The 22,717-nt window shown below is 71.3% G+C and carries 21 protein-coding genes; 11 read left to right on the top strand and 10 right to left on the bottom strand.

The genetic code is table 11. The features are described 5' to 3' along the window. Positions 1–9: 9 nt before the first annotated feature. The 6 genes from dacB to folE all read left to right on the top strand — a co-directional run bounded on the left by dacB (position 10) and on the right by folE (position 7,662). Entirely contained in the window at positions 10–1,647 is a 1,638-nt protein-coding gene (dacB, locus tag AB0D34_RS41880) for a D-alanyl-D-alanine carboxypeptidase/D-alanyl-D-alanine-endopeptidase (protein WP_362672107.1), read from the top strand. 87 nt (positions 1,648–1,734) lie between these two features. After that, positions 1,735–2,871 (top strand): zinc-dependent metalloprotease, encoded by a 1,137-nt coding sequence (locus AB0D34_RS41875; RefSeq protein WP_362672104.1) that lies wholly within the window; start codon positions 1,735–1,737, stop codon positions 2,869–2,871. A gap of 192 nt (positions 2,872–3,063) precedes the next feature. Further along, on the top strand, positions 3,064–4,098 hold the full coding sequence (gene tilS, locus AB0D34_RS41870) for a tRNA lysidine(34) synthetase TilS (RefSeq protein WP_362672102.1): 1,035 nt from the start codon (positions 3,064–3,066) through the stop codon (positions 4,096–4,098). Between the two features lie 75 nt (positions 4,099–4,173). Next, on the top strand, positions 4,174–4,713 hold the full coding sequence (gene hpt, locus AB0D34_RS41865) for a hypoxanthine phosphoribosyltransferase (RefSeq protein ID WP_362672171.1): 540 nt from the start codon (positions 4,174–4,176) through the stop codon (positions 4,711–4,713). Positions 4,714–4,898: 185 nt separating this feature from the next. Then, positions 4,899–6,932 carry an ATP-dependent zinc metalloprotease FtsH gene (gene ftsH, locus AB0D34_RS41860; protein ID WP_362672100.1) on the top strand — a complete coding sequence of 678 codons (2,034 nt, stop codon included), beginning with the start codon at positions 4,899–4,901 and terminating at the stop codon, positions 6,930–6,932. 124 nt (positions 6,933–7,056) lie between these two features. Continuing rightward, entirely contained in the window at positions 7,057–7,662 is a 606-nt protein-coding gene (gene folE / locus AB0D34_RS41855) for a GTP cyclohydrolase I FolE (protein ID WP_362672098.1), read from the top strand. Positions 7,663–7,684: 22 nt separating this feature from the next. On the opposite strand, the gene AB0D34_RS41850 is transcribed toward folE, so the two are convergent. The 6 genes from AB0D34_RS41850 to AB0D34_RS41825 form a co-directional block, all read right to left on the bottom strand. Then, positions 7,685–8,170 (bottom strand): DUF3180 domain-containing protein, encoded by a 486-nt coding sequence (locus AB0D34_RS41850; RefSeq protein ID WP_362672096.1) that lies wholly within the window; start codon positions 8,168–8,170, stop codon positions 7,685–7,687. A 57-nt stretch (positions 8,171–8,227) separates the two neighbouring features. Then, entirely contained in the window at positions 8,228–8,839 is a 612-nt protein-coding gene (gene folK, locus AB0D34_RS41845) for a 2-amino-4-hydroxy-6-hydroxymethyldihydropteridine diphosphokinase (protein ID WP_362672093.1), read from the bottom strand. Further along, positions 8,836–9,195, bottom strand: a complete 360-nt coding sequence (gene folB, locus AB0D34_RS41840) for a dihydroneopterin aldolase (RefSeq protein WP_362672091.1) — start codon at positions 9,193–9,195, stop codon at positions 8,836–8,838. Before folB ends, folK begins: the two co-directional genes overlap by 4 nt. A 256-nt stretch (positions 9,196–9,451) precedes the next feature. After that, on the bottom strand, positions 9,452–9,955 hold the full coding sequence (locus AB0D34_RS41835) for a nuclear transport factor 2 family protein (RefSeq protein WP_362672089.1): 504 nt from the start codon (positions 9,953–9,955) through the stop codon (positions 9,452–9,454). Then, positions 9,952–10,857: a dihydropteroate synthase gene (gene folP / locus AB0D34_RS41830; RefSeq protein ID WP_362672087.1), complete on the bottom strand. Its 906-nt coding sequence runs from the start codon at positions 10,855–10,857 to the stop codon at positions 9,952–9,954. Before folP ends, AB0D34_RS41835 begins: the two co-directional genes overlap by 4 nt. A 50-nt stretch (positions 10,858–10,907) precedes the next feature. After that, positions 10,908–12,719 (bottom strand): phosphatidylglycerol lysyltransferase domain-containing protein, encoded by a 1,812-nt coding sequence (locus AB0D34_RS41825; protein ID WP_362672085.1) that lies wholly within the window; start codon positions 12,717–12,719, stop codon positions 10,908–10,910. A gap of 172 nt (positions 12,720–12,891) precedes the next feature. Here AB0D34_RS41825 and AB0D34_RS41820 point away from each other — a divergent pair, with 172 nt between their 5' ends. Together AB0D34_RS41820 and AB0D34_RS41815 are read left to right on the top strand one after the other, a co-directional pair. After that, the gene (locus tag AB0D34_RS41820) at positions 12,892–14,019 is read left to right on the top strand and encodes an alpha/beta hydrolase-fold protein (RefSeq protein ID WP_362672083.1); all 1,128 of its coding nucleotides are present in this window, start codon (positions 12,892–12,894) and stop codon (positions 14,017–14,019) included. Positions 14,020–14,130: 111 nt separating this feature from the next. Continuing rightward, positions 14,131–15,336, top strand: coding sequence for a hypothetical protein (locus tag AB0D34_RS41815; protein ID WP_362672080.1), 1,206 nt, complete (start codon positions 14,131–14,133; stop codon positions 15,334–15,336). Positions 15,337–15,366: 30 nt separating this feature from the next. Here AB0D34_RS41815 and AB0D34_RS41810 read toward each other — a convergent pair whose 3' ends face one another. Both AB0D34_RS41810 and AB0D34_RS41805 read right to left on the bottom strand, forming a co-directional pair. Continuing rightward, a complete protein-coding gene (locus AB0D34_RS41810) occupies positions 15,367–16,710 on the bottom strand; it encodes a PH domain-containing protein (RefSeq protein ID WP_362672077.1) in 1,344 nt (447 codons plus the stop codon). Further along, positions 16,707–17,210 (bottom strand): PH domain-containing protein, encoded by a 504-nt coding sequence (locus AB0D34_RS41805; RefSeq protein ID WP_362672075.1) that lies wholly within the window; start codon positions 17,208–17,210, stop codon positions 16,707–16,709. Before AB0D34_RS41805 ends, AB0D34_RS41810 begins: the two co-directional genes overlap by 4 nt. Before the next feature lie 31 nt (positions 17,211–17,241). On the opposite strand from AB0D34_RS41805, the gene AB0D34_RS41800 reads away from it, so the two are divergent. Further along, positions 17,242–18,393: an NADH-quinone oxidoreductase subunit D gene (locus AB0D34_RS41800; RefSeq protein WP_362672073.1), complete on the top strand. Its 1,152-nt coding sequence runs from the start codon at positions 17,242–17,244 to the stop codon at positions 18,391–18,393. Here AB0D34_RS41800 and AB0D34_RS41795 read toward each other — a convergent pair. Continuing rightward, entirely contained in the window at positions 18,358–19,371 is a 1,014-nt protein-coding gene (locus AB0D34_RS41795) for an SAM-dependent methyltransferase (RefSeq protein ID WP_362672070.1), read from the bottom strand. The two genes, AB0D34_RS41800 and AB0D34_RS41795, sit on opposite strands and share 36 nt — an antisense overlap. A 118-nt stretch (positions 19,372–19,489) precedes the next feature. Between AB0D34_RS41795 and AB0D34_RS41790 the strand changes: the two genes are divergently transcribed. Continuing rightward, a complete protein-coding gene (locus AB0D34_RS41790; RefSeq protein ID WP_362672068.1) occupies positions 19,490–20,692 on the top strand; it encodes a sensor histidine kinase in 1,203 nt (400 codons plus the stop codon). An 81-nt stretch (positions 20,693–20,773) separates the two neighbouring features. Continuing rightward, positions 20,774–21,445 (top strand): response regulator transcription factor, encoded by a 672-nt coding sequence (locus AB0D34_RS41785; protein ID WP_362672065.1) that lies wholly within the window; start codon positions 20,774–20,776, stop codon positions 21,443–21,445. Between the two features lie 31 nt (positions 21,446–21,476). Here the strand turns inward: AB0D34_RS41785 and AB0D34_RS41780 are convergent, their stop codons facing one another. After that, complete coding sequence (locus AB0D34_RS41780) at positions 21,477–22,583, bottom strand: DUF5937 family protein (RefSeq protein WP_362672063.1); 1,107 nt, start codon at positions 22,581–22,583, stop codon at positions 21,477–21,479. Positions 22,584–22,717: the final 134 nt, after the last annotated feature.

The raw sequence follows: 22,717 nt of genomic DNA, 5'->3' as shown, positions 1-22,717 counted from the left end.
AAGGGGCTGTTGGTCGTGCCTGAACTGAGGCCTTGGCGGGCTGCGAGACCGCATGTGGTGCGGGCCGCGAACGCCGTACGACCGCGTCTGGCACGCGCCGCGGACGCCGTACGTCCAGGACTCACCCGGGCCACGGACACCGTACGGCCGCACCTCAAGCGAACCGTCGCCGCCGTGAAACCGCAGGTCACACGGCTGACCGGACTCCAGAGGCCGAAGACCCTGAAGACCTGGCAGTACACCGCCGGTGCCGCCGGCGCCGGTCTGGCGCTGGCCGCCACCGTGGCGACCGCCGCCGGTCCGTGGGACTCCACGGGTCAGCGTACGGCCGAGCGGGACCGGGCCGCCGCACTGGAGCAGCCGGGTGGCACAGATCACGGCGGTGATTCCGGTACGACGGACGCGGCCCCCCGTCCCGCCCCGAGCGCCGCGTCCGTGCTCGTGGGGCTCGGCGGCGCCGGCAACTCCGTGAAGTCCGCCCCGACCGGTACGGCCCTCGCGGGCGTCCTCGGCCCGCTCCTCGGGAACCCGGCACTCGGCACCCAGCACACCGCGGCGGTGGTGGACGTCTCCACCGGCAAGCGCCTGTACGGAGCGGGCGCGGGCGCCGCGCTGACCCCCGCCTCCACCACGAAGATCGCCACTGCGGTCGCCGCCCTCTCCGCCCTCGGCGCCGACCACCGCCTCACCACGCGCGCGGCCCTGGAATCCGACACCAAGGAGCTCGTGCTCGTCGGCGGCGGCGACCCGACGCTCACCGCCCGCAAGGACGCCGACGGCTGGGCGAGCCTGCGCGAGTTGGCCGACGAGACCGCCGCGGCTCTCAAGAAGCGGGACATCACCACCGTCACGCTCTCCTACGACAAGACCCTGTACGCGGGCCCCGAGATCCACCCGATCGGGGTCAACGACAACCTCGCCCCCGTCACCGCCCTGATGACCGACGAGGCCCGCACCGACGACTCGACGAGCGGGCCCGTCCCGCGCGTGAGCGACCCGGCGACCGACGCGACCCGCACCTTCGCGACGTTCCTGTCGGCCCACGGCATCAAGACGACGTCCCCGGGCCCCTCCAAGGCGACCGGCCGCGCGGACACCCTGGCCGAGGTCTCCTCGCCCCCGCTCTCCGACCTCGTCGAACGCATGCTCACCAACAGCGACAACGACATCGCCGAGGCGCTCGCCCGCCAGACCGCCGTCGCGGTGAAGCAGCGCGCCGACTTCGAGGGCGGCGGCAGGGCGATCCGCGCCCAGCTGAGGAAGCTCGGACTCCCGCTGGCCGGCGCCGACTTCCATGACGGCAGCGGACTCGACCGCGCCGACCGGCTCACCGCGAACCTGCTGACCTCACTGCTGGTGAAGGCCGGCGACCCCGGCCATCCGGAACTCCGTCCCGTCCTCACGGGTCTTCCGGTGGCCGGCTTCACCGGCACCCTGACCAGCCGTTACGCGAACGGCGCGGCAGGGGTCGTACGGGCGAAGACGGGCACCCTGACCGGAGTGAACACGCTGGCCGGGACGGTCGTCGACCAGGACGGCCGACTGCTGGCCTTCGCGTTCCTCGCGTCGGACACGACGAATCCGGCGGCGGCCCAGAGCGCCCTGGACCGCACCGCGACCGCGCTGGCGGCCTGCGGCTGCGGCTGAACCGGCCGCGGGCCCGCTGGGGCAGGCGTCGGGTTTGCCCACCCGAGCGACCTGCCCCAAGTGGGAACGCTCACGTACGGTTGACGCATGACGAGCATCGGTGGTGCTGCTTCTTCTCAGATGGTCGACTGGAATCTCGCGGTGGCGACCGCGACCCGGCTGGTACGGCCGGGCCCCGAGGTGAGCCGTGACGAGGCCCGGGCCGTCGTCGCGGAACTGCGCCGGCACGCCAAGGCCTCGGAGGAACACGTCCGCGGCTTCACCCGGATGGCGACGGAGGACGTCCACGACACTCCCGTACTCGTCGTCGACCGCCCCGGCTGGGTCCGGGCGAACGTCGCAGGGTTCCGGGAGATCCTCAAACCGCTCCTGGAGAAGATGCAGGAACGACGCGGCAACACCCCCGGCGGCGCGGTCCTCGGTGCCGTCGGCGGCAAGGTGACCGGCGTCGAACTGGGGATGCTGCTGTCGTTCCTGTCGTCCCGCGTGCTCGGCCAGTACGAGACCTTCGCCCCGGCCACCCGCGAACTCCCGGCGGGGGAGAACGGCGGCGGCCGACTCCTCCTCGTCGCCCCGAACATCGTGCACGTGGAACGCGAACTCGACGTCCAGCCCCATGACTTCCGCCTGTGGGTCTGCCTGCACGAGGAGACCCACCGCACGCAGTTCACGGCCGTGCCGTGGCTGCGCGACCACCTGGAGGGCGAAATCCAGTCGTTCCTGGGGGAGACCGAGGTCGACCCCATGACCGTGCTGGAGCGCATCCGTGAGGCCGCCCAGTCGCTCGCCGGCGGACGGCCCGAGGGCGAGGAGGACGACGACGGCGGGCGCTCGCTCGTGGAGATCGTGCAGACCCCGGCCCAGCGGGAGATCCTCGGCCGCCTCACCGCCGTGATGTCCCTCCTGGAGGGCCACGCCGACTTCGTCATGGACGGGGTGGGCCCGGCCGTCGTGCCGAGCGTCGCCGAGATCCGCGAGAAGTTCCAGCAGCGCCGGGCCAAGGGCGCCTCCCGCCTGGACATGGCCCTGCGCAAGCTCCTCGGCCTGGACGCCAAACTCCGCCAGTACCGCGACGGCGAACGCTTCGTGCGGGCCGTCGTCGACCAGGTCGGCATGGACGGCTTCAACCGCGTGTGGACCTCCCCGAACACCCTCCCGACCAAGACGGAGATCGCCAAACCGGCGGACTGGGTCGCGCGGGTGCACCGCAAGGCCGAGTCGTGAACCGCGCGCCCACGTCGTGAGAGGAATCCGGCCGACGGCAGGCGAACGCCCCTTCAATCACCCGTCTGAGGGACCGTGAGCCATGGGTAGGCGTGCAATGCTCGGGGAACGGCCCGGTTCTGTCACCATCTACATACTCTGAGTGACCGAACCTCGGGCTCACCCCCGAAAACTTCATGAAGGGAACCGGACATGGGTCCCCATCCTGCGGTCGCGGCGATACGCCTGGCGGTCCGCCGCGTCCTCCACGACATCCTCAACGACCACCATGCCGCAGCCGAGCACAACCCGCACGAGCGCCCGCCGTCGCCGCTCGTGCTCGTGGCCTGCTCCGGGGGCGCCGACTCCATGGCGCTCGCCTCCGCCCTCGCCTTCGAGGCCCCCAAACTCGGCGTCCGCGCCGGCGGCGTCACCGTCGACCACGGTCTCCAGCCCGGCTCCGACCTGCGCGCCGAGGAAGTCGTCCTCAGGCTCCGCGAACTCGGCCTGGACCCCGTCGAGTCCACCGCCGTGAGCGTCGGCCGCGAAGGCGGACCCGAGGCCGCCGCCCGCGACGCCCGCTACGCCGCCCTCGACGCCGCCGCCGAACGCCATGGCGCGACCGCCGTCCTGCTCGGCCACACCCGCGACGACCAGGCCGAAACCGTCCTGCTCGGTCTCGCCCGCGGCTCCGGCATCCGCTCGCTGTCCGGAATGGCCGCGGTGTCCGGGGGCCCGGGCGCCGCCCGCCGCTACCGCCGGCCCTTCCTGCAACTCGACCGGCAGACCGCCCGCAAGGCCTGCATGGTCCAGTCCCTGCCCGTGTGGGACGACCCCCACAACGCCGACCCCGCGTACACCCGCTCCCGGCTGCGCCAGGAGGGCCTGCCCGCCCTGGAGAAGGCACTCGGCAAAGGGGTCGTCGAGGCGCTCGCCCGCACCGCCCAGCTCTCCCGCGACGACGCCGACGCCCTCGACGCCTGGGCCCGCCAGGCCGAGGCCTCCGTACGCGACGCGGCAGGCCTGCTGGAGTGCGCCAAGCTGTACGCCCTGCCGCCCGCCGTACGCCGCCGCATCCTGCGCCAGGCGGCCATCGAGGCCGGCGCCCCGGCCGGTTCGCTGTTCGCCCGCCACATCGAGGAAATCGACCGGCTGATCACCGGCTGGCGCGGCCAGGGAGCCATCAATCTCCCCGGCAAGGTCGTCGCCCAGCGGCAGGGTGGCAGACTGGTGATTCGGCAAGGCTGAATCCCTGGCTCCCCTCCCGGGGGGTGCCGGGCGGCCGCTGGGACGACCGAAAGTGATGCGGTGGACGCGAAAGACATGGGTGCCGACCTCAAAGAGGTACTCATCACCAAGGAAGAGATCGACGCGAAGCTCGTGGAGCTCGCCGCGAAGATCGACGCGGAGTACGCGGGCAAGGACCTGCTGATCGTCGGCGTCCTCAAGGGCGCGGTGATGGTCATGGCGGACCTCGCCCGGGCCCTGTCCACCCCCGTCACGATGGACTGGATGGCCGTGTCCTCCTACGGCGCGGGCACCCAGTCCTCCGGTGTGGTGCGGATCCTCAAGGACCTCGACACCGACATCAAGGGCCGGCACGTCCTGATCGTCGAGGACATCATCGACTCCGGCCTGACCCTGTCCTGGCTGCTGTCCAACCTGGGCTCCCGCGAGCCGGAGTCGCTCAAGGTCTGCACCCTGCTGCGCAAGCCGGACGCCGCCAAGGTGGCCATCGACGTCGAGTGGGTCGGCTTCGACATCCCCAACGAGTTCGTCGTCGGCTACGGTCTCGACTACGCCGAGAAGTACCGCAACCTCCCGTTCGTCGGTACGCTCGCGCCCCACGTCTACGGCGGCTGAGCCAAACAGCCCAAGCCCTGTACGACGATCGGGAACCCCAGCGGGTTTCGCGCCGTTGGAGCATGCAGACGGGTTCGCCAGCCCTCCCGTGCGGCTTCGGCCCACAATGCTGGGGTACCGTCAGAAGAACTGTCTTTATCAAACTCACTATGGCAGGAGGGACGGGGCGACACCGCTCCGTATGGATGGACGTGAAGCGATACTTCCGTGGGCCGGTCATGTGGATCGTGCTGGCCGTCCTTGCCGTGGTCGTGTTGATGCAGGTCGTCGGCTCGTCCGGCGGCTACAAGACGGTGGACACCGGCCAGGTCGTCCAGGCGATCAATGACAACAAGGTCGAACAGGCCAAGCTGACCACCGGCGACGAGAACACCATCAAGGTGCAGCTCAAGGACGGCGAAAAGGTCGAGGGCAGCTCGAAGATCCAGGCGAGCTACATCGGCGACCAGGGCCGTGACCTCGCCAATGTGCTGCAGAACAAGTTCCAGGACAAGCAGATCCCCGACGGGTACACCGTCTCGCCGACGAAGCAGAACGCCTTCGTCGGGATCCTGCTTTCCCTGCTCCCCTTCGTCCTCATCGTGGTCGTCTTCCTGTTCCTGATGAATCAGATGCAGGGCGGCGGCTCCCGGGTCATGAACTTCGGGAAGTCCAAGGCGAAGCTCATCACCAAGGACACCCCGAAGACGACGTTCTCGGACGTCGCCGGCTCGGACGAGGCCGTCGAGGAGCTCCAGGAGATCAAGGAGTTCCTCCAGGAACCGGCGAAGTTCCAGGCGGTCGGGGCCAAGATCCCCAAGGGCGTACTGCTGTACGGCCCTCCCGGCACCGGCAAGACCCTGCTCGCGCGCGCCGTCGCGGGCGAGGCCGGTGTCCCCTTCTACTCGATCTCAGGTTCCGACTTCGTCGAGATGTTCGTCGGTGTCGGTGCCTCCCGAGTCCGTGACCTGTTCGAGCAGGCCAAGGCGAACGCCCCGGCGATCGTCTTCGTCGACGAGATCGACGCGGTCGGCCGCCACCGCGGCGCCGGCCTCGGCGGCGGTCACGACGAGCGCGAGCAGACCCTGAACCAGCTGCTCGTCGAGATGGACGGCTTCGACGTCAAGGGCGGTGTGATCCTCATCGCCGCGACGAACCGGCCCGACATCCTCGACCCGGCCCTCCTGCGCCCCGGCCGCTTCGACCGCCAGATCGCGGTCGACCGCCCGGACATGCAGGGCCGTCTGGAGATCCTCAAGGTCCACCAGAAGGGCAAGCCGGTCGCTCCGGACGTCGACCTGTCGGCGGTCGCCCGCCGCACGCCGGGCTTCACCGGCGCGGACCTGAGCAACGTCCTCAACGAGGCCGCGCTGCTCACGGCCCGCTCCGACAAGAAGCTCATCGACAACCACATGCTCGACGAGGCCATCGACCGCGTCGTGGCGGGCCCGCAGAAGCGGACCCGGATCATGTCGGACAAGGAAAAGAAGATCACCGCGTACCACGAGGGCGGACACGCCCTGGTCGCGGCGGCCTCCCCGAACTCCGACCCGGTCCACAAGATCACGATCCTCTCGAGAGGCCGTGCTCTGGGCTACACGATGGTCCTGCCGGACGAGGACAAGTACTCGACCACGCGCAACGAGATGCTCGACCAGCTCGCCTACATGCTGGGCGGCCGCGCTGCCGAGGAACTGGTCTTCCACGACCCGACCACCGGCGCCGCTAACGACATCGAGAAGGCCACGGCGACGGCCCGCGCGATGGTCACGCAGTACGGCATGACCGAGCGTCTCGGCGCCATCAAGTTCGGTGGGGACAACACCGAGCCGTTCCTCGGACGTGAGATGGCTCACCAGCGCGACTACTCGGAAGAGGTCGCCGCGCTGGTCGACGAAGAGGTCAAGAAGCTCATCGAGAACGCGCACAACGAGGCCTGGGAGATCCTGGTCGAGAACCGCGACGTCCTCGACAACCTGGTGCTCCAGCTCCTGGAGAAGGAGACGCTGGGCAAGGAGGAGATCGCCGAGATCTTCTCCGCCATCGTCAAGCGCCCGGCACGGCCCGCCTGGACGGGCTCGTCGCGGCGCACGCCCTCCACCCGTCCGCCGGTGCTCTCCCCCAAGGAGCTCGCACTGACGAACGGCGCCAACGGCGCGACCCCGGCGATCACCACCGCCAAGGCCACCGCGTCGGAGCCAGCCACGGAGGCGGTTCCCGAGGAGCGTCCCGAGAGCTGACCTCTGGTTCCACCTCGGTGGTCTCACCCACCGGGTCCGGAATGGATGCCGCGCCCCCCAGGTTTTAGCCTGGGGGGTCGCGGCGTTTTTCGGCCGTGGAGGGACTCCAGGAACGAGGCACCAGATGACCGACCCCGTGACGTTGGACGGCGAGGGCTCCATCGGCGAGTTCGACGAGAAGCGTGCCGAGAACGCCATACGCGAACTGCTGATCGCGGTCGGAGAGGACCCGGACCGCGAGGGGCTGCGGGAGACCCCGGCACGGGTGGCGCGGGCGTACAAGGAGATATTCGCGGGGCTGTGGCAGAAGCCCGAGGACGTGCTGACCACCACGTTCGACCTGGGGCACGACGAGATGGTGCTCGTGAAGGACATCGAGGTGTACAGCACCTGTGAGCATCATCTGGTGCCGTTCCGGGGCGTCGCCCACGTCGGTTACATTCCGGCCACCAGCGGCAAGATCACGGGGCTGTCGAAGCTGGCCCGGCTCGTGGACGTCTACGCCCGTCGCCCGCAGGTGCAGGAACGACTCACCACGCAGATCGCGGACTCCCTGATGGAGATCCTGGAGCCGCGTGGTGTGATCGTCGTCGTGGAGTGCGAGCACATGTGCATGTCGATGCGGGGCATCCGCAAGCCCGGCGCCAAGACGCTCACCTCGGCCGTGCGCGGTCAGCTGCGGGACGCAGCGACGCGCAATGAGGCGATGAGCCTGATCATGGCCCGCTGAGCTGCCTGGCGGCTGTGGAGCCTCAGGCCGCCGACGCGGCCCCCGTGTTCCGGTCGTCGTCCTCCGGGAGTTTGCACACCCGCTCCAGGAAAATGGCCGCCGCTATCACCGCGATGCCGGCCAGGACCGAGAAACCGGCGTAGATGGCCTGGTCCCGGCGGGCGGGGATGTCGAGGGACTCCAGAAGGAACACGCCGGTGCCGCCGTACATACCGGAGACCAGAGCGGCGACCAGGGCGCTGGCCTGGCCGAAGACGACCGCGCGGGCCGCCATCAGAGGGTCGACGCCCTTCGCGTCCGGGGTCCGCTCGCGCTGGGCCTTGAGGCGGGCGCGGATGGAGAGGGCCGTGGCCATGAGGACCACGGCGATCAGGGCGAGGACGATGGGGGCGGCCAGCGGGACGCTGGGCAGGGTCCCGATCGAGTTCCACAGGCGGGCGCCCGCCCAGGACAGGACCCCGGCGACGGCGAAGACGCCGGCCAGCAGCCTGATGCGCAGCTCTCTCACGGTGTTCCTTCAGCTCCCCCGTCGTCCCACGAAGTGCGGCCGTCTTGACCTTAACGGCTATTCGGGCAGCTGGAGTTCCAGGTCCTTGCGGGCTTCCACGCCCTCCCGGGTGACGGTGTCGAGGAGGTCGGCGACCGGGCCGCGCCCGGGCAGCTGGGCCTCGGGCTCCACGTCGTGCCACGGGGCGAGGACGAAGGCGCGCTCATGGGCGCGGGGGTGGGGCAGGGTGAGGACCGGGTCGTCGGAGACCACCTCGGCGTACGCGACGATGTCGACGTCGAGGGTGCGCGGGCCCCAGCGCTCGTCCCGCACCCGGTTGAAGGCCTCCTCGACCGCGTGCGCCCGCTCCAGCAGCGAGGACGGGGGGAGCGTGGTCTTCAGCACGACGACCGCGTTGAAGTACGACGGCTGGCTGTCGGCCGCCACGCCCCACGGCTCGGTCTCGTACACGGGGGAGACCGCCTTGACGCGGACGCCGGGGGTGTCCTCCAGGGCGTCGATGGCGCCCTGGAGCGTCTCCAGGCGGTTGCCTAGGTTGGAGCCGAGGGAGAGCACGGCACGTTTCGGGTTGTGCAGGGTGGTGTCGGCGGCGTCCACCTGCTGCACGACGGAGGCGGGTACCGGCTGTACGGTCGGGTCGCTGTGACCCGCGGTGAAGGACGCGGTCATGCTCGGCTCCGGGTGATGGTGACGGTCACGTCGTCGAACGGGACGGTGATCGGTGCGTCGGGTTTGTGGACCCGGACCTCGACCTCCTCTACCCCGTCGTGCTTCAGACAGGCCTGGGCGATGCGTTCGGCGAGGGTCTCGATGAGGTTGACGGGCTCGCCCTCGACGACGGCCACGACCTCCTCCGCCACGATGCCGTAGTGCACGGTCTTCGCCAGGTCGTCGTCGGCGGCGGCAGGCCGGGTGTCCAGGCCCAGCACGAGGTCCACGACGAAGGTCTGGCCCTTCTCGCGTTCCTCGGGGAACACCCCGTGGTGCCCGCGGGCCTTCAGGCCGCTCAGCGCGACACGATCCACGCGAATCACTCCTGCAATCGTCGGTCACGGCCGGTCCGTGCCGTGTGCGGGCGGCACACCGGCCTCGAACGAATCTACCTGCGAGCACTGACAGGGCCGGGCCACGGGGGCGCGGGCCCGTGCCGGGTACAGGAGGTTTCACCGTGTGTTTCCCCTGGGGAACCCGGCGGCTCACGGGTTGGTAGCCGCCCATACCCAGGGGTTCGTGATTCCAACCACTTCTTGGTCCTGACGGCTTACGACGGCGTACTACGGCTTACGAGGGCGTCTCCTGGTCCTCGTCCTCGTCGCTCTCGGCCAGTACCGGGGAGGCGTGGTGGGACCACATCTTCCAGCCCTCGGGAGTGCGGCGGAACACGTTCGTGGCGACCACCAGCTGGCCGACGAGCGGGCCCAGCTCCTCGCCGCCCTCGGGTGCGGGGCCGCCGCTGAGGATGTTCTCGGTGCAGGTCACCAGGGCGGTGTCGCCGGTGACGGAGACATGCACGTCGGTGAGGAAGAACTGGATGTAGTCGGTGTTCGCCATGATCAGCGCGTACGACCTGAGGACCTCGCCGCGGCCGGTCAGCACGGGCCAGCCGGGGTGGACGCAGGAGACCACGCCGACGTCGGCCGGGTCGTGGTACTCCTCGTCGACGCCCAGGTCGGCCGGGGTGAGCCAGAGCGAGGACAGCGCTTCGAAGTCGCCGCGCTCCAGTGCCTCGTAGAAGGAGGTGTTGGCGGCCTCCACCTGCTCCACGTCCGTGTGGGGGGCGCTCACCGGGCTCCTTCCGCGCTGTTGTCCTCGGTCCGCGCGCTCTCGGTACGCGCCCCTTCCACGGCGCGTGCGACCCGTACCGCGTCCGCAGTCGCGCGCACCTCGTGCACGCGCACCGCCCACGCGCCGGCGTGCGCCGCGAGGGCGGAGACGGCGGCCGTGGCGGCGTCGCGCTCGCGCGCGGGCGGCGGGGCGCCCTCCGGGCCGGCGAGCACCCGGCCGAGGAACCGCTTGCGGGAGGCGGCGACGAGGAGGGGGTGGCCGAGGCCGAGGAGGCGGTCGAGGTGGGAGAGCAGGACCAGGTCGTGCTCGGCGTCCTTGGAGAAGCCGAGACCCGGGTCGACGACGACACGGTCGGGGGCGATGCCGCCGGCGAGAACGGCGTCCACGCGCGCGTGGAGCTCGCCGACGACCTCGGCGACGACGTCGGCGTAGACGCCCCTGACGTTGCCGCCCGCCAGGAAGCCGCGCCAGTGCATGACGACGAAGGGGGCGCCGGCGTCGGCGACGACCGGGATCATCGCGGGGTCGGCGAGGCCGCCGCTGACGTCGTTGACGAGGGCCGCGCCGGCGGCGAGGGCCTGCTCGGCGACCGAGGCGCGCATGGTGTCGACGGAGACGGTGACGCCCTCGGAGGCGAGGCCGCGGACGACGGGGATGACGCGCCGGATCTCCTCCGCCTCGTCGACACGGGTGGCGCCGGGGCGGGTGGACTCGCCGCCGACGTCTACGAGGTCGGCGCCCTCCTCGACGAGGGCGAGCCCGTGCTTGACGGCGGCCGCCGTGTCGAACCAGCGGCCGCCGTCGGAGAAGGAGTCGGGGGTGACGTTCACGACCCCCATGACCGCGCAGCGGTCCCATTCCGGAAGGCCGGCGACGCGCCCGCGTCCGCTCTGCTTGCTCATGCGTTCAGCCTAGGCCCCGCGTGCGGCGGTGGGACCGCGCGGCCTGGGGGTCAGGCCGCTCTGACGTCCCGCTCGCCGATCGCGTGCGCACACGCGCGTGCGGTGTGCGAGCGGCCGCGCAGGAACCGCGGCAGCGGGAGGGCGAGGTTGACGAAGCCCTCGGCCTGCATGGCGGCGAAGCCGATGCGGGGGAGGTCTCCGGAGGCCCGGTAGACGACGAAGCGGGGCTCCCAGCGGGGCTGGAACTTCGCGTTGAACTTGTACAGGGACTCGATCTGGAACCAGCGGGACAGGAAGACCAGCAGACCGCGCCAGGCGCGCAGCACCGGGCCCGCGCCGATCTTCTCGCCGCGCGCGAGCGCCGAGCGGAACATGGCGAAGTTCAGCGACACGCGCGTGATGCCGAACTTCGGGGCCGCCTGGAGGGCGGCGACGATGAGCAGTTCGTTCATGCCGGGGTCGGCCGAGCGGTCCCGTCGCATCAGGTCCAGGGAGGCCCCGTCGGTGCCCCAGGGCACGAAGTGGAGGATCGCCTTGAGGTCGCCGTACGGGCCGGGCTGCTCGTCGGCCTTGTGAGCGGTGGCGATGAGGCAGTCGCCGTCGGCGAGGTCGCCGATGCGGCCGAGCGCCATCGAGAAGCCGCGCTCGGTGTCCGTGCCGCGCCAGTCGTCGGCGGCCTGGCGTACGCGCTCCAGCTCGGTCTCCCCGAGGTCACGGACGCGCCGTACCCGGGTCTCGTAACCGGCGCGCTCGATGCGCTTGACCATCTGGCGCACGTTGCGCATCGCGCGGCCGGCGAGCGAGAAATCCGCGACGTCCACCACCGCCTCGTCGCCCAGTTCGAGGGCGTCCAGGCCGGTCTCGCGGGTCCACACCTCGCCGCCGGTCTCCGAGCAGCCCATGACGGCGGGCGTCCAGGAGTGGGCCTGGGCCTCGTCCATGAAGCGCTCGATGGCGCCCGGCCAGGCCTCGACGTCGCCGATCGGGTCACCGCTGGCGAGCATCACGCCGGAGACGACGCGGTAGGTCACCGCAGCCTTGCCGCTGGGCGAGAAGACGACGGCCTTGTCGCGGCGCAGCGCGAAGTGGCCGAGGGAGTCGCGGCCGCCGTGCTTGACCAGGAGGGCCCGCAGGCGGGACTCGTCCTCCTCGGTGAGGCGGGCGGCGGGGTGTTCGGGCCGGAAGGCGAGGTAGATCGTGGTGATCGCGGTGAGCAGGCCCAGGGCGCCCAGGGAGACGCCGACGGTCCACGAGGTGTCGCCCTGGTAGTCGACGGGGCCCTCGAAGCCGAAGAGGCCGTACAGGACGTGCGTAATGCGATCGGCCAGGCTCGGGTCGCCGATCATGCGGTTCGGGTGGACGCTGACGATGATCATCCCGAGGACAAGGGAACCGGCGCCCATGAGGACGAAGTTGGCGAGCGCGCGCCAGCGGCTGCGCGGGTCCGGCAGCGCCTTGAACTGGTCGCGGTGGCGCAGCAGCGGCGCGAGCAGGGCGAGCGAGATGGCCACCCCGACCAGCGAGTGGCGGTATGTGAACTGCGCGAGCGCGCCCGCCGGCAGCAGTGCCACGGCCGCCCGCCAGGCCCGGCGCTTGCGGCGCCTGAGGCCGTGGGCGAGCAGCAGCAACAGGACGCCGGTGCTGAGCGAGAGCGCGGCCGCGAACGGGCCGAGCGCGCCGGGCAGTACCTCGGCCATGGTGTGCATACGGCTGTGCCGGAAGCGTGGGAAGACGCCGGCGGCGATGTCCAGAACGCCTACGAGGGCGCAGGCTCTGGCGACGAGGACGGGGACGGCCTCGGGGCGCGGTCCGTGCAGTGCACGCCGCAACCGTGTTGATCGGATCGGAACCCCGCCCGACATTTCCTCATCTGTCCTGACAGACATCGCATCCCGTAGTTCTGCGAGTGACCTTGGATCCGGAGCCGATTCGGGCATCCGGCGACATTGCGCCCTCTAGGACGGTGTCTCGTGAGGAGAGGTTCACTCATCTTCTCAAAGCCGTTTCAAAGGCCGAGGAAAGCGAAAGCAAGCAATGGGTCTCACGAGCAACAACACGCTGGTGCTGGCGGTTCTGGCCGCCGTGGCGCTGTTCGCCGGCACGGTGTGGCTGTGGCCACGGCTGGCGCGGCGCAGCTGGCGGTCCGTCAGCGGCCGTGTCGGGCTGCTGCTCGCGACACAGCTCTCGCTCTTCGTGTCGGTGGGTCTCGCGGCCAACCAGGCCTTCGGGTTCTACGCCTCCTGGGCCGACCTGCTGGGCCGGGAGACCGATCAGGGCGTGGTGGTCGACCACACCCCGGGCGACCGTGCGGGCGGGCCCCTGAGGGTGACCGAGGTCGGGGACGTGCCCGGCAGGGGCGGCTTTCGGCCGTCGTCGGCCGGGCAGGTCCAGAAGGTCGACATCGTCGGCCCCACATCACACATCGCCAGTCCCGCGTACGTCTATCTGCCGCCGGAGTATTTCCAGGCCCGCTATCAGACGCGCACCTTCCCCGCGGCCGTCGTGCTCACCGGTTATCCGGGCACCGCGAGAGCGCTGGTGGACAAACTCCACTATCCGCGCACGGCTCTGGAACTCACCAAGGACGGCCGTATGCAGCCGATGATCCTGGTGATGCTGCGGCCGACGGTGGCGCCGCCGCGCGACACGGAGTGCGCGAACGTTCCGGACGGTCCGCAGACCGAGTCGTTCTTCGCGAAGGACCTTCCGGAAGCGGTCACCGAGCACTACAGGGTGGGCAGGGAACCGGGGAGCTGGGGGATCATCGGGGACTCCACGGGCGGCTACTGCGCGCTGAAGCTCGCCATGCACCACCCCAAGGTGTACGCCGCAGGGGCGGGCCTGTCGCCGTACTACAACGCGCCCGTCGACCCCACCACGGGCGATCTCTTCCACGGCGACAAGGCCCTGCGCGACCGCGCCAACCTGTGGTGGTGCCTCAAGCACCTGCCCGCGCCCGACACCTCACTGCTCGTCAGCAGCAGCAAGGTGGGCGAGGCGAACTACAAGGACACGCTGAAGTTCATAGAGCGCGTGAAGGCCACGGAAACGACGCGGATCTCGTCGATCATCCTGGAAAGCGGCGGGCACAACTTCAACACCTGGCGCCGGGAGATCCCGGCGACCTTGCAGTGGGTCAGTGGGCGGTTGAGTGATCGCTGAGCCGAATTCGGCGGCGGTTCCGATTCCTGATGTCGTGCGAAGGCCACGGGGTGGCTGTGTTTTTACGGGGCGGGGCACCATCATTCGCCTACGCGCGGTAAGTTTCTGGCCATGCCACGTGGACGTCACCGCCATTCCCCGCCCTTGCACAGGCTGCTGCCTCCGTCGGCGATCGCAGGCGTCTCCCTCGTCTGCGCCTTCGGCCCCTGGGTGTTCTCGCAGCAGGCCGTGCTGCGCGTCATAGCCGCGTTCGCCGCGGCGGTCGCGGTCGTCGGGGCAGCCGTCATGCGCCGTTGGGACGCGCAGGCGGGCAAACAGGTCGCCGACCTCACGCGCGCGCGTGCCGGTGACGAATGGCGGCACGAGGAGCGGGTCGCCGAACTCGAGACCGACCTGGAGGAGTCGCGGGAGCTGCGCGTCAAGCTGGAGCAGCGGCTGAGGGCCAAGCGCGCGGAGCTGGCGGGGCTGCGCAACGAACACGCGGCGCTGCTGCGGCGGTACGCCACGGCGGAGACCGAGCGGGCGAGCGCCCTGGAAGGCCGCCGGCTGCTGGAGATAGAGGCCGCTCCGGCGCGGGCACTGCCCCCGGCGGAGCCGGCCGACGGGAAGGCCGTGGCGGTGGCTGCCGCGGTGCAGGACGAGAACGAGGCGAAGGCCACGGCGGATGCCGCGGATACGGAGGCCTCCGAGGCCGGGCAGGACAAGCCGGAGCGGCCCGCGATCTTCTCCCCCGAGGGTTCCCGGCTGTTCCTGCGGGCGAAGGCGGCGCTGAAGCGGCTCGACGAGGGCGGCGGCGACGGGGACGGGGGCACCAGGGCGGAGGCCCCGGCCAAGGTCGAGCCCGAGTCGGTGGACGCCGGTTCCGGCCCGGCGGACGCCGACGGCACCGAGGCGGAGGCCGCGCAGGAGGACGAGGCGCGGGGGAAGCCCGAGGCGGTCGACGGGCATGAGCGCGCGGCCGCCACCACGACGGCCAGACCCGCCCAGCCGCAGCAGCAGCCCGCCGGACACTTCATCGCGCCGACCGCGGTTGCGGTCGTGCCCGCCGCGCCCGCCCGGCGCCCGCGGGTCGAGGGCGGTTTCGACTTCTTCGGCACGAAGCCGGGAGCGTCGCGGGACGCCCTGGAAGCCGTGCAGAACGAGGACCTCGCCGACGTGGTCGGACAGGAGGCCCTCGCCCTGCACAAGGCCGAGTCGGAGTCCGAGTTCAAGCCGGCCGACGAGGGGTCGCGGGGCATCGGCCAGGTCATCGACCTGACGGCCCACGACGAGACCGAACAGATCAACCTGAAGGGGCTGCGCAGCGCGGTCTCCTGACGGACGCACAGGTGCTCGACGGGGGCACGGTCAGACCATCCAACGGTCGGGCCGTGCCCCTTTCCGTCCCGTGCGCGACCTCTCCGCCTGCGCCCCGAGCAGCTCCGTGGCCTCCTGAGCGTCCCTCAGACGGGCTGTGACGGTCTTGTTCGCTCCCGTGTCCACGTGCACGTCGGCGACCCGCCACAGCCGCTCCCAGGGCCCCTGTGTGAGCCGTACGCTCTGGACCTTCGCGTGCGGGACCAGTGCCAGGCTCCGGCGCAGCAGTCCCTGACGGGAGGCGAACACCGCGTCGGTGACGGCGAGTCCGTAGCCGCGCCACCACACGGGCACACAGCGGCCGGCCCGCCGCGGGGGCCGCGACAGCTCCGACAGCGGGGGCACGGTCACTCCGGGCAGCACGCGCGCGACGACCGCCTCGGCGACCTCGCGCGGGGCGACCGGCACCAGCACGGAGTTGGAGGACCCGGCCACGTCCAGCTCGACCCGCACCCACCCGCGCCGCCGCCACAGCAGCGGCTCGACGATCCGTACGGTCTGCACCCGCCCGGGCGGCACCGTCTCGTGGGTGCGGTCCAGGAGGCCGTGGTCGATGCGCAGCCCGTCCGGGGACTCGCCCACCGTCCAGTCGTACTCGGTCACGAACCGCCCCACACTGCTCGCGCCCGCCGCGCCGAGCAGCGGCACGGCGGTCGCCAGGACCGTCCACGCGCTGTGGGTGGCCAGCCACAGCAGGGTCGGTACGACGAGGGCGGCGACCAGCGTGACCCAGGTGGCGCCCGTCAGCACGAGGGAGAGCGCGAGATCTCGCGGGGGCGTACGCAGCAGCTCGCGCGCCGGAGCCTCGCCGACCTCGCGCGCGGTCTCGGGGGCGAACCCGGCGGCGCGCGCGAGGAGTTCAGCGCGCAGTGTCCGCGCCTCACGCTCCCCGAGGAAGGCCAGCTCGTCCTTCTTGTCGGTGCCGACGACGTCGAGCCTCAGCTTCGCGACCCCCGCCACGCGCGCGAGGAGCGGCTGCGTGACGTCGACCGCCTGGATCCGCTCCAGCCGGATGTGCGCGGTGCGCCGGAACAACAGCCCGGTCCGGATGCGCAGTTCGGTGTCGGTCACCGCGAAGTGGGTGAACCACCAGGTGAGAAAGCCGTACAGGGCGGCGGCCGGGACGACGACGGCGAGCGCGATCAGCAGTGTGGTGGTCGTCAGCCGGGTCAGCTGGCGCTGCGCCTGGTCGGGGTCGTGCACGGCCCACCCGATGACGACCGCGACCGGCGCCCACGCCCGCCTGAGCGGCGTTATGGGATGCAGCCGCCGCTCGTCGACGGGTTCCTTCCCGGGCTTCTCCTGTACGGCGTCGTCGACGCCCGGAGTCGTCACAGGCCCGCCGATCGGGCCTCGCCGAGTTCGGTGAGCCGGTCGCGCAGCCGTTCCGCCTCCGCCGGGTCGAGGCCCGGGATGGTCGCGTCGGTCGCCGCGGCCGCCGTGTGCAGCTGGACGCTGGCCAGCCCGAAGTGCCGCTCCACCGGCCCGGAGGTGACCTCCACCAGCTGCATGCGGCCGTACGGTACGACGGTCTCCTCGCGCCACAGCACACCCCGGCTGATCAGCAGGTCGTCGGCGCGCTCGGCGTAGCGCCAGGAACGCCAGTTGCGGCCGATCACCACCCAGCCCCACCCGGTGAGGGCGAGCGGCAGCAGCGCGAACGCCGCCCAGGCCGGCCCGCACAGCAGCCCCAGCAGCAACCCCAGGGCCACGGCGAGCAGTCCCAGCCACACCACCAGCAACAGCCGACGCATCCGCAGCAGCCCCGGCGGCAGTCCGGTCCACACCGGTTCGTGACCGGTGACCTCCGTGTCGTGCCCGCTCCCCGTCTCCATGGGGCCAGCGTACGTAGGAGAGACTGTGTCCATGACTCCCACGACGGAGACCACGGTCGGCATCGGCGGCGCGGCGGAGAGCACCGACATGGTGCTCAACATCGGACCGCAGCACCCGTCCACCCATGGTGTGCTGCGCCTGAGGCTCGTCCTGGACGGCGAGCGCATCATGAGCGCGGAGCCCGTGATCGGCTATATGCACCGCGGCGCGGAGAAGCTCTTCGAGGCGCGCGACTACCGCCAGATCATCATGCTCGCCAACCGCCACGACTGGCTGTCGGCCTTCTCCAACGAGCTGGGCGTGGTCCTCGCCGTGGAACGCATGCTCGGCATGGAGGTCCCGGAGCGGGCTGTGTGGACGCGCACGCTGCTCGCCGAGCTCAACCGCGTGCTGAACCACCTGATGTTCCTGGGCTCGTATCCGCTGGAGCTGGGCGGCATCACCCCGGTCTTCTACGCGTTCCGGGAGCGGGAGGTCCTCCAGAACGTCATGGAGGAGGTCTCCGGCGGCCGCATGCACTACATGTTCAACCGCGTCGGCGGCCTCAAGGAGGACCTGCCGGCCGGCTGGAGCACACGCGCGCGTGCCGCCGTCTCCGCCGTGCGCTCGCGCATGGACCGCTTCGACGACCTGGTGCTCGGCAACGAGATCTTCCGGGGGCGGACGAGGGACGTGGGCGTCCTCGCGCCGGGGACCGTGCACGCGTACGGCGTCAGCGGGCCCATCGCGCGCGCCTCGGGCGTGGACTTCGATCTGCGCCGCGACGAGCCGTACCTGGCGTACGGCGAGCTCCAGGACACGCTGAAGGTGGTGACCCGCCAGGAGGGCGACTGCCTCGCCCGCTTCGAGGTCCTCCTGGAACAGACCCACAACGCCCTCGACCTCGCCGACGCCTGCCTCGACCGGCTCGCGGAGCTCCAGCCCGGGCCGATCAACCAGCGGCTGCCGAAGGTCCTGAAGGCGCCCGAGGGGCACACGTACGCGTGGACCGAGAACCCGCTCGGCATCAACGGCTACTACCTCGTCAGCAAGGGCGAGAAGACCCCGTACCGGCTGAAGCTGCGCTCGGCCTCCTACAACAACATCCAGGCGCTGGTCGAACTGCTGCCGGGCACGCTGGTCGCCGACATGGTGGCGATTCTGGGGTCACTGTTCTTCGTGGTCGGGGACATCGACAAGTAGCCCGTCGACGCCGACGGGCTGGAACAGCCAGCCGAAGTCCCCGAAGCCGCCCGGCGCGGTGAGTTCGGCCGCCTCTCCGGCGCGCGCGAGAGCGCGTACATACTGCACGGGTTGCGCGGACGCCAGCGAGAGCGGGGGGCGTGCGCCTGCGATGCCCAGGGCGCGCAGGGCATCGCGCTGGGTCAGCACGCGCCCGCCGGGGAGCGCGCACGCGTCCAGCGCCACATGGGCCGTGAGGTCGCAGGACCCGTCCGGTACGGGTGTGCACTCGCGGCCCTCACGGAAGCCGGTGAGCGTCCCGAACGGTGGGCGTGAGGACGCTGCGTGCGCGTAGTCGACGGCGACCGCGAGCCCCTTTCCGACCGTCGCGACCGCCGACGCCCACGCCTCGTCCCGGGGCAGGCCGATCTCGGCCCGCAGTCCCTCCTCGGGCGGCAGCGGCCACCACCGGTCGAGCCACTCGGCCTCCGCCCCGGCCGGCGGTTCTCCGAGACGTTCGCGACCGTCGCGTCGTACGAGAACCCGTCGCGGCAGGCCGGTGGAGTCCGTCTCGGCGATCTCCACGGGTACGTTGTCCAGCCATTCGTTGGCGAACAGCAGCCCGGTGATGTCCTTGGGCGGCTGGGGCAGCCACTCGATCCGGTGATCGAGGGCGGCGGGGCGGTCGGCGACCTCGACGGCGTACACGCGCATGCGGGCGTTCACCTCCGCGGGCAGGGCGGCGAGGACGCCGGTGGCCAACTCGCCCCGCCCCGCGGCCATGTCGACGAAGTCGAGCCGCGCGGGCCGGTCCAGCGCCTCGTCGACCCGGCACAGCAGCCTGGCCACGGCCTCGGCGAACAACGGGGAGGCGTGCACGGACGTACGGAAGTGCCCGGCCGGCCCCTCCGGCCTGCGGTAGAAGCCCCCGGGGCCGTAGAGAGCCGCCTCGGTGGCGGCCCGCCAGCCGCTCCAGCCGTCCGTCGTGTCATCGGTCACGCCGTCAGGCTAGGCGTACGGGGTAAGGGGGCCTCCACCTTGGGGAGTACGCGCGGGCGGTCCGGATCGGTCCTCCGGTTGACCCCTGCACACATCGCGCTTCCCTACGCTGGGTTACGTGCAGCGCCTCTATGACTTCCTCCGCAGGCACCCGACAGGGGTCGACGTCTTCTGGGCCGTCTTCCTGTTCGGGATCTCGCTCGCGAGCGAAACCGCCCGTGAGGAGTCCCGGGGCACCGAGTCCCCGCTCGCGATCATTCCGGTCGTCCTCCTGTTGTGCCTGGTCATCGCGCTGCGCCGACGGCTGCCTGAGAAGATGCTGCTGCTGGCCATCGGGCTCGGCGTGGTGCAGCTCGCGCTGGACGTGGAGACCACGAGCGCCGACTTCGCCTTCCTGGTGATCGTCTACACGGTCGCCGCCACGGGCGCCCGCTGGGCCTCCCGGCTGGCGCTGACGGTCGGCCTGTGCGCGGCTCCTGTGGCGCAGATGCGCTGGTGGAACGAGAACACCAGTGCTCTCGGCAACATCGCCCTCATGATCTTCCAGACCGTGCCGTTCGCCCTGGCCTGGGTGCTCGGCGACTCCATCCGCACCCGCCGCGCGTACTTCGCGCAGCTGGAGGAGCGCAACGCGCGCCTGGAGAAGGAGCGCGAGGCGCAGGCGAAGGTCGCGGTCGCCGCCGAGCGCGCCCGGATCGCCCGCGAACTGCACGACGTCGTCGCGCACAACGTGTCCGTCATGGTCGTCCAGGCCGACGGCGCCGCCTATGTCCTCGACGCCGCGCCCGATCAGGCGAAGAAGGCGCTGGAGACCATCTCCTCCACCGGCCGTCAGGCCCTCGCCGAGATGCGCCGCCTGCTGGGCGTGCTGCGCACCGGAGAGCACCAGGAGGGTGGCGAGTACGTCCCGCAGCCAGACGTCGAGCAGATCGAGGACCTCGTCGAGCAGTGCCGCGGCTCCGGGCTCCCCGTCGACTTCAAGATCGAGGGCACCCCGCGCCCGCTGCCCAGCGGCGTCGAGCTCACCGCGTACCGCATCGTGCAGGAGGCGCTCACCAACACCCGCAAGCACGGCGGGCCGAACGCGGGTGCGAGTGTGCGCCTGGTCTACTTCGACGACGGGCTCGGCCTGCTCGTCGAGGACGACGGCAAGGGCGCCCCGCACGAGCTGTACGAGGAGGGCGGCGCCGACGGCGCGGGCCACGGCCTGATCGGCATGCGCGAGCGGGTCGGCATGGTCGGCGGCACCCTGGACGCGGGCCCCCGCCCCGGCGGAGGATTCCGCATCAGTGCGCTGCTGCCGCTCAAACCAGCGCATTGACACCGACGCACGCCCCCTGTTGACACCTGTCACGCCCCCTGGCGACATGCCGTACGACCCCGAGGAAACGGAAGAGGCCCGATGACGATCCGCGTGATGCTCGTCGACGACCAGGTGCTGCTGCGCACCGGGTTCCGGATGGTGCTCGCCGCCCAGCCGGACATGGAGGTCGTCGCGGAGGCGGGGGACGGTGTGGAGGCCCTCCAGGTGCTGCGCTCGACCGCCGTCGACGTCGTCCTGATGGACGTCCGCATGCCGAAGCTCGACGGTGTGGAGGCCACCCGCCGCATCTGCTCGGAGCCCGACCCGCCGAAGGTGCTGATCCTGACCACCTTCGACCTCGACGAGTACGCCTTCTCCGGCCTCAAGGCGGGCGCCTCCGGCTTCATGCTCAAGGACGTACCGCCCGGCGAACTGCTCGCCGCGATCCGCTCGGTGCACAGCGGTGACGCCGTGGTCGCCCCCTCGACGACCCGGCGCCTGCTCGACCGGTTCGCGCCCATGCTGCCCACCACCGGCATGGAGCCCCGGCACAAGGAGCTGGACCGGCTCACCGACCGCGAGCGCGAGGTCATGATGCTGGTCGCGCAAGGGCTGTCCAACGGCGAGATCGCGGCCCGGCTCGTGCTGTCCGAGGCCACGGTGAAGACGCACGTCGGCCGCATCCTGACCAAGCTGGGCCTCAGGGACCGGGTGCAGGTGGTGGTCCTGGCCTACGAGACGGGGCTGGTGCGCGCGGGCGGGCAGGGCTGAGACACCGGGGCCCGGCCAGGGCTCGCGGCGGCTATCGCAATATCCCTTCCAGGAAGTCGCTGCCCAGCCGGGCCACCACGGTGACGTCCAGCTGGTGCAGGACGTACCGGCCGCGGCGGCGGGTGGTGATCAGGCCCGCCTTCTTCAGGACGCCCAGGTGCCGGGATATCTCCGGTGCGGTCATGCCGTGCACCTGGGCCAGCTCACTCGTGGTGTGGGCGCTGCGGGCCAGATGACGGCACAGGCGCATCCGGACGGGGTGGGAGAGCGCGGTCATCCGCAGGGCGAGCTGTTCGACCGAGGGCGGTGCGGCGAGTTCGGGGGAGCCGACCGGGTAGTGCAGGGCGGGCTGCCAGCCGTAGCGGTGCAGGACGCTCAGGTGCGGCCAGCCCAGGCTCGTGGGCAGCAGCAGCAGGCTGCCCTCCCCGGTAGTGGTGTGTCCCGTCCCCAGCTTGTCGACCGTGATGCGCGACCCGGTCTCGTCGAGGGTCAGCGCGGGCGAGACCGCGGCCAGCGCCTCCGCGAGGCCCTTGCGCCGCAGCAGGTCCGTCTTGTGGCGGCCGTCCGCCGCCAGCTGGTGGCGCAGCCGTTCCCAGGTGTCCGCGAAGAACGCCTCGTCGCAGTCCTCCACGAACTGCCGGAACCACGCGCGGATCCGCGGCGGGTCGGCCAGCAGCCGCTCGGCGAACCGGACCTGCCGCGGCCCGCGTGACGCGGCCAGTTCCAGGGCACGTCGGCGCAGTGCCGCGTCGGAGAGCACGCTCGGGCCGCGCGCGCCGTACGGCAGGGCGCAGGTGAACTCCAGGGCCGCGTCCACGAACTGCTCGTCCGTCAGCTTGTCGAGGAGGTCCAGGTCCTCGCCGATGGACGCTCCCGGGATCGCGGTCCCGCCAGGCACACCGGCGAACGGCATGAACAGGTCCGAGAACGTCGTCCGCCACAGGAAGTCCGCCTCGCACATCCGGTCGGCCAGATGCGGGTCGAGCCGGGCCGTCACACCCGTCACCCAGGCCTGCAGCCCCGGATGGTGTCCCGGTTCGGCCAGCGCGTGCAGCGCCATGCAGAGCTCGGCCAGGGGCGAGGGCACGACGGCGACCCTCTCCGGCCGCAGCCCCGCGATGTCGATGCGCACGCTCATGACCTCATGGTGCACTCCGGCACTGACAACGCCTCCCTCGATTGCCGGCGGCCGTCAATCGAGGCCATGGGGCAGCCGAACGGTCAGGCTGGGGCGTGAGTACCGGCGGTGCCAGGGGACGGATACGGCAGGCG

The organism is Streptomyces sp. NPDC048420, from assembly GCF_040651535.1.
Lineage (GTDB): Bacteria > Actinomycetota > Actinomycetes > Streptomycetales > Streptomycetaceae > Streptomyces.
The sequence above is the reverse complement of the archived record's forward strand: the minus strand, read 5'-3'. Positions and strand labels throughout refer to the sequence as shown.

Coding starts and splice junctions, on each gene's coding strand:
- folK (WP_362672093.1), bottom strand. CDS start 8,839: ATGACCGCGTCCTTCACCGCGGGTCACAGCGACCCGACCGTACAGCCG.
- hpt (WP_362672171.1), top strand. CDS start 4,174: ATGGGTGCCGACCTCAAAGAGGTACTCATCACCAAGGAAGAGATCGAC.
- folP (WP_362672087.1), bottom strand. CDS start 10,857: ATGAGCAAGCAGAGCGGACGCGGGCGCGTCGCCGGCCTTCCGGAATGG.
- AB0D34_RS41820 (WP_362672083.1), top strand. CDS start 12,892: ATGGGTCTCACGAGCAACAACACGCTGGTGCTGGCGGTTCTGGCCGCC.
- folE (WP_362672098.1), top strand. CDS start 7,057: ATGACCGACCCCGTGACGTTGGACGGCGAGGGCTCCATCGGCGAGTTC.
- tilS (WP_362672102.1), top strand. CDS start 3,064: ATGGGTCCCCATCCTGCGGTCGCGGCGATACGCCTGGCGGTCCGCCGC.
- AB0D34_RS41805 (WP_362672075.1), bottom strand. CDS start 17,210: ATGGAGACGGGGAGCGGGCACGACACGGAGGTCACCGGTCACGAACCG.
- AB0D34_RS41785 (WP_362672065.1), top strand. CDS start 20,774: ATGACGATCCGCGTGATGCTCGTCGACGACCAGGTGCTGCTGCGCACC.
- AB0D34_RS41800 (WP_362672073.1), top strand. CDS start 17,242: ATGACTCCCACGACGGAGACCACGGTCGGCATCGGCGGCGCGGCGGAG.
- AB0D34_RS41825 (WP_362672085.1), bottom strand. CDS start 12,719: ATGTCGGGCGGGGTTCCGATCCGATCAACACGGTTGCGGCGTGCACTG.
- AB0D34_RS41875 (WP_362672104.1), top strand. CDS start 1,735: ATGACGAGCATCGGTGGTGCTGCTTCTTCTCAGATGGTCGACTGGAAT.
- AB0D34_RS41815 (WP_362672080.1), top strand. CDS start 14,131: ATGCCACGTGGACGTCACCGCCATTCCCCGCCCTTGCACAGGCTGCTG.
- ftsH (WP_362672100.1), top strand. CDS start 4,899: ATGGACGTGAAGCGATACTTCCGTGGGCCGGTCATGTGGATCGTGCTG.
- AB0D34_RS41780 (WP_362672063.1), bottom strand. CDS start 22,583: ATGAGCGTGCGCATCGACATCGCGGGGCTGCGGCCGGAGAGGGTCGCC.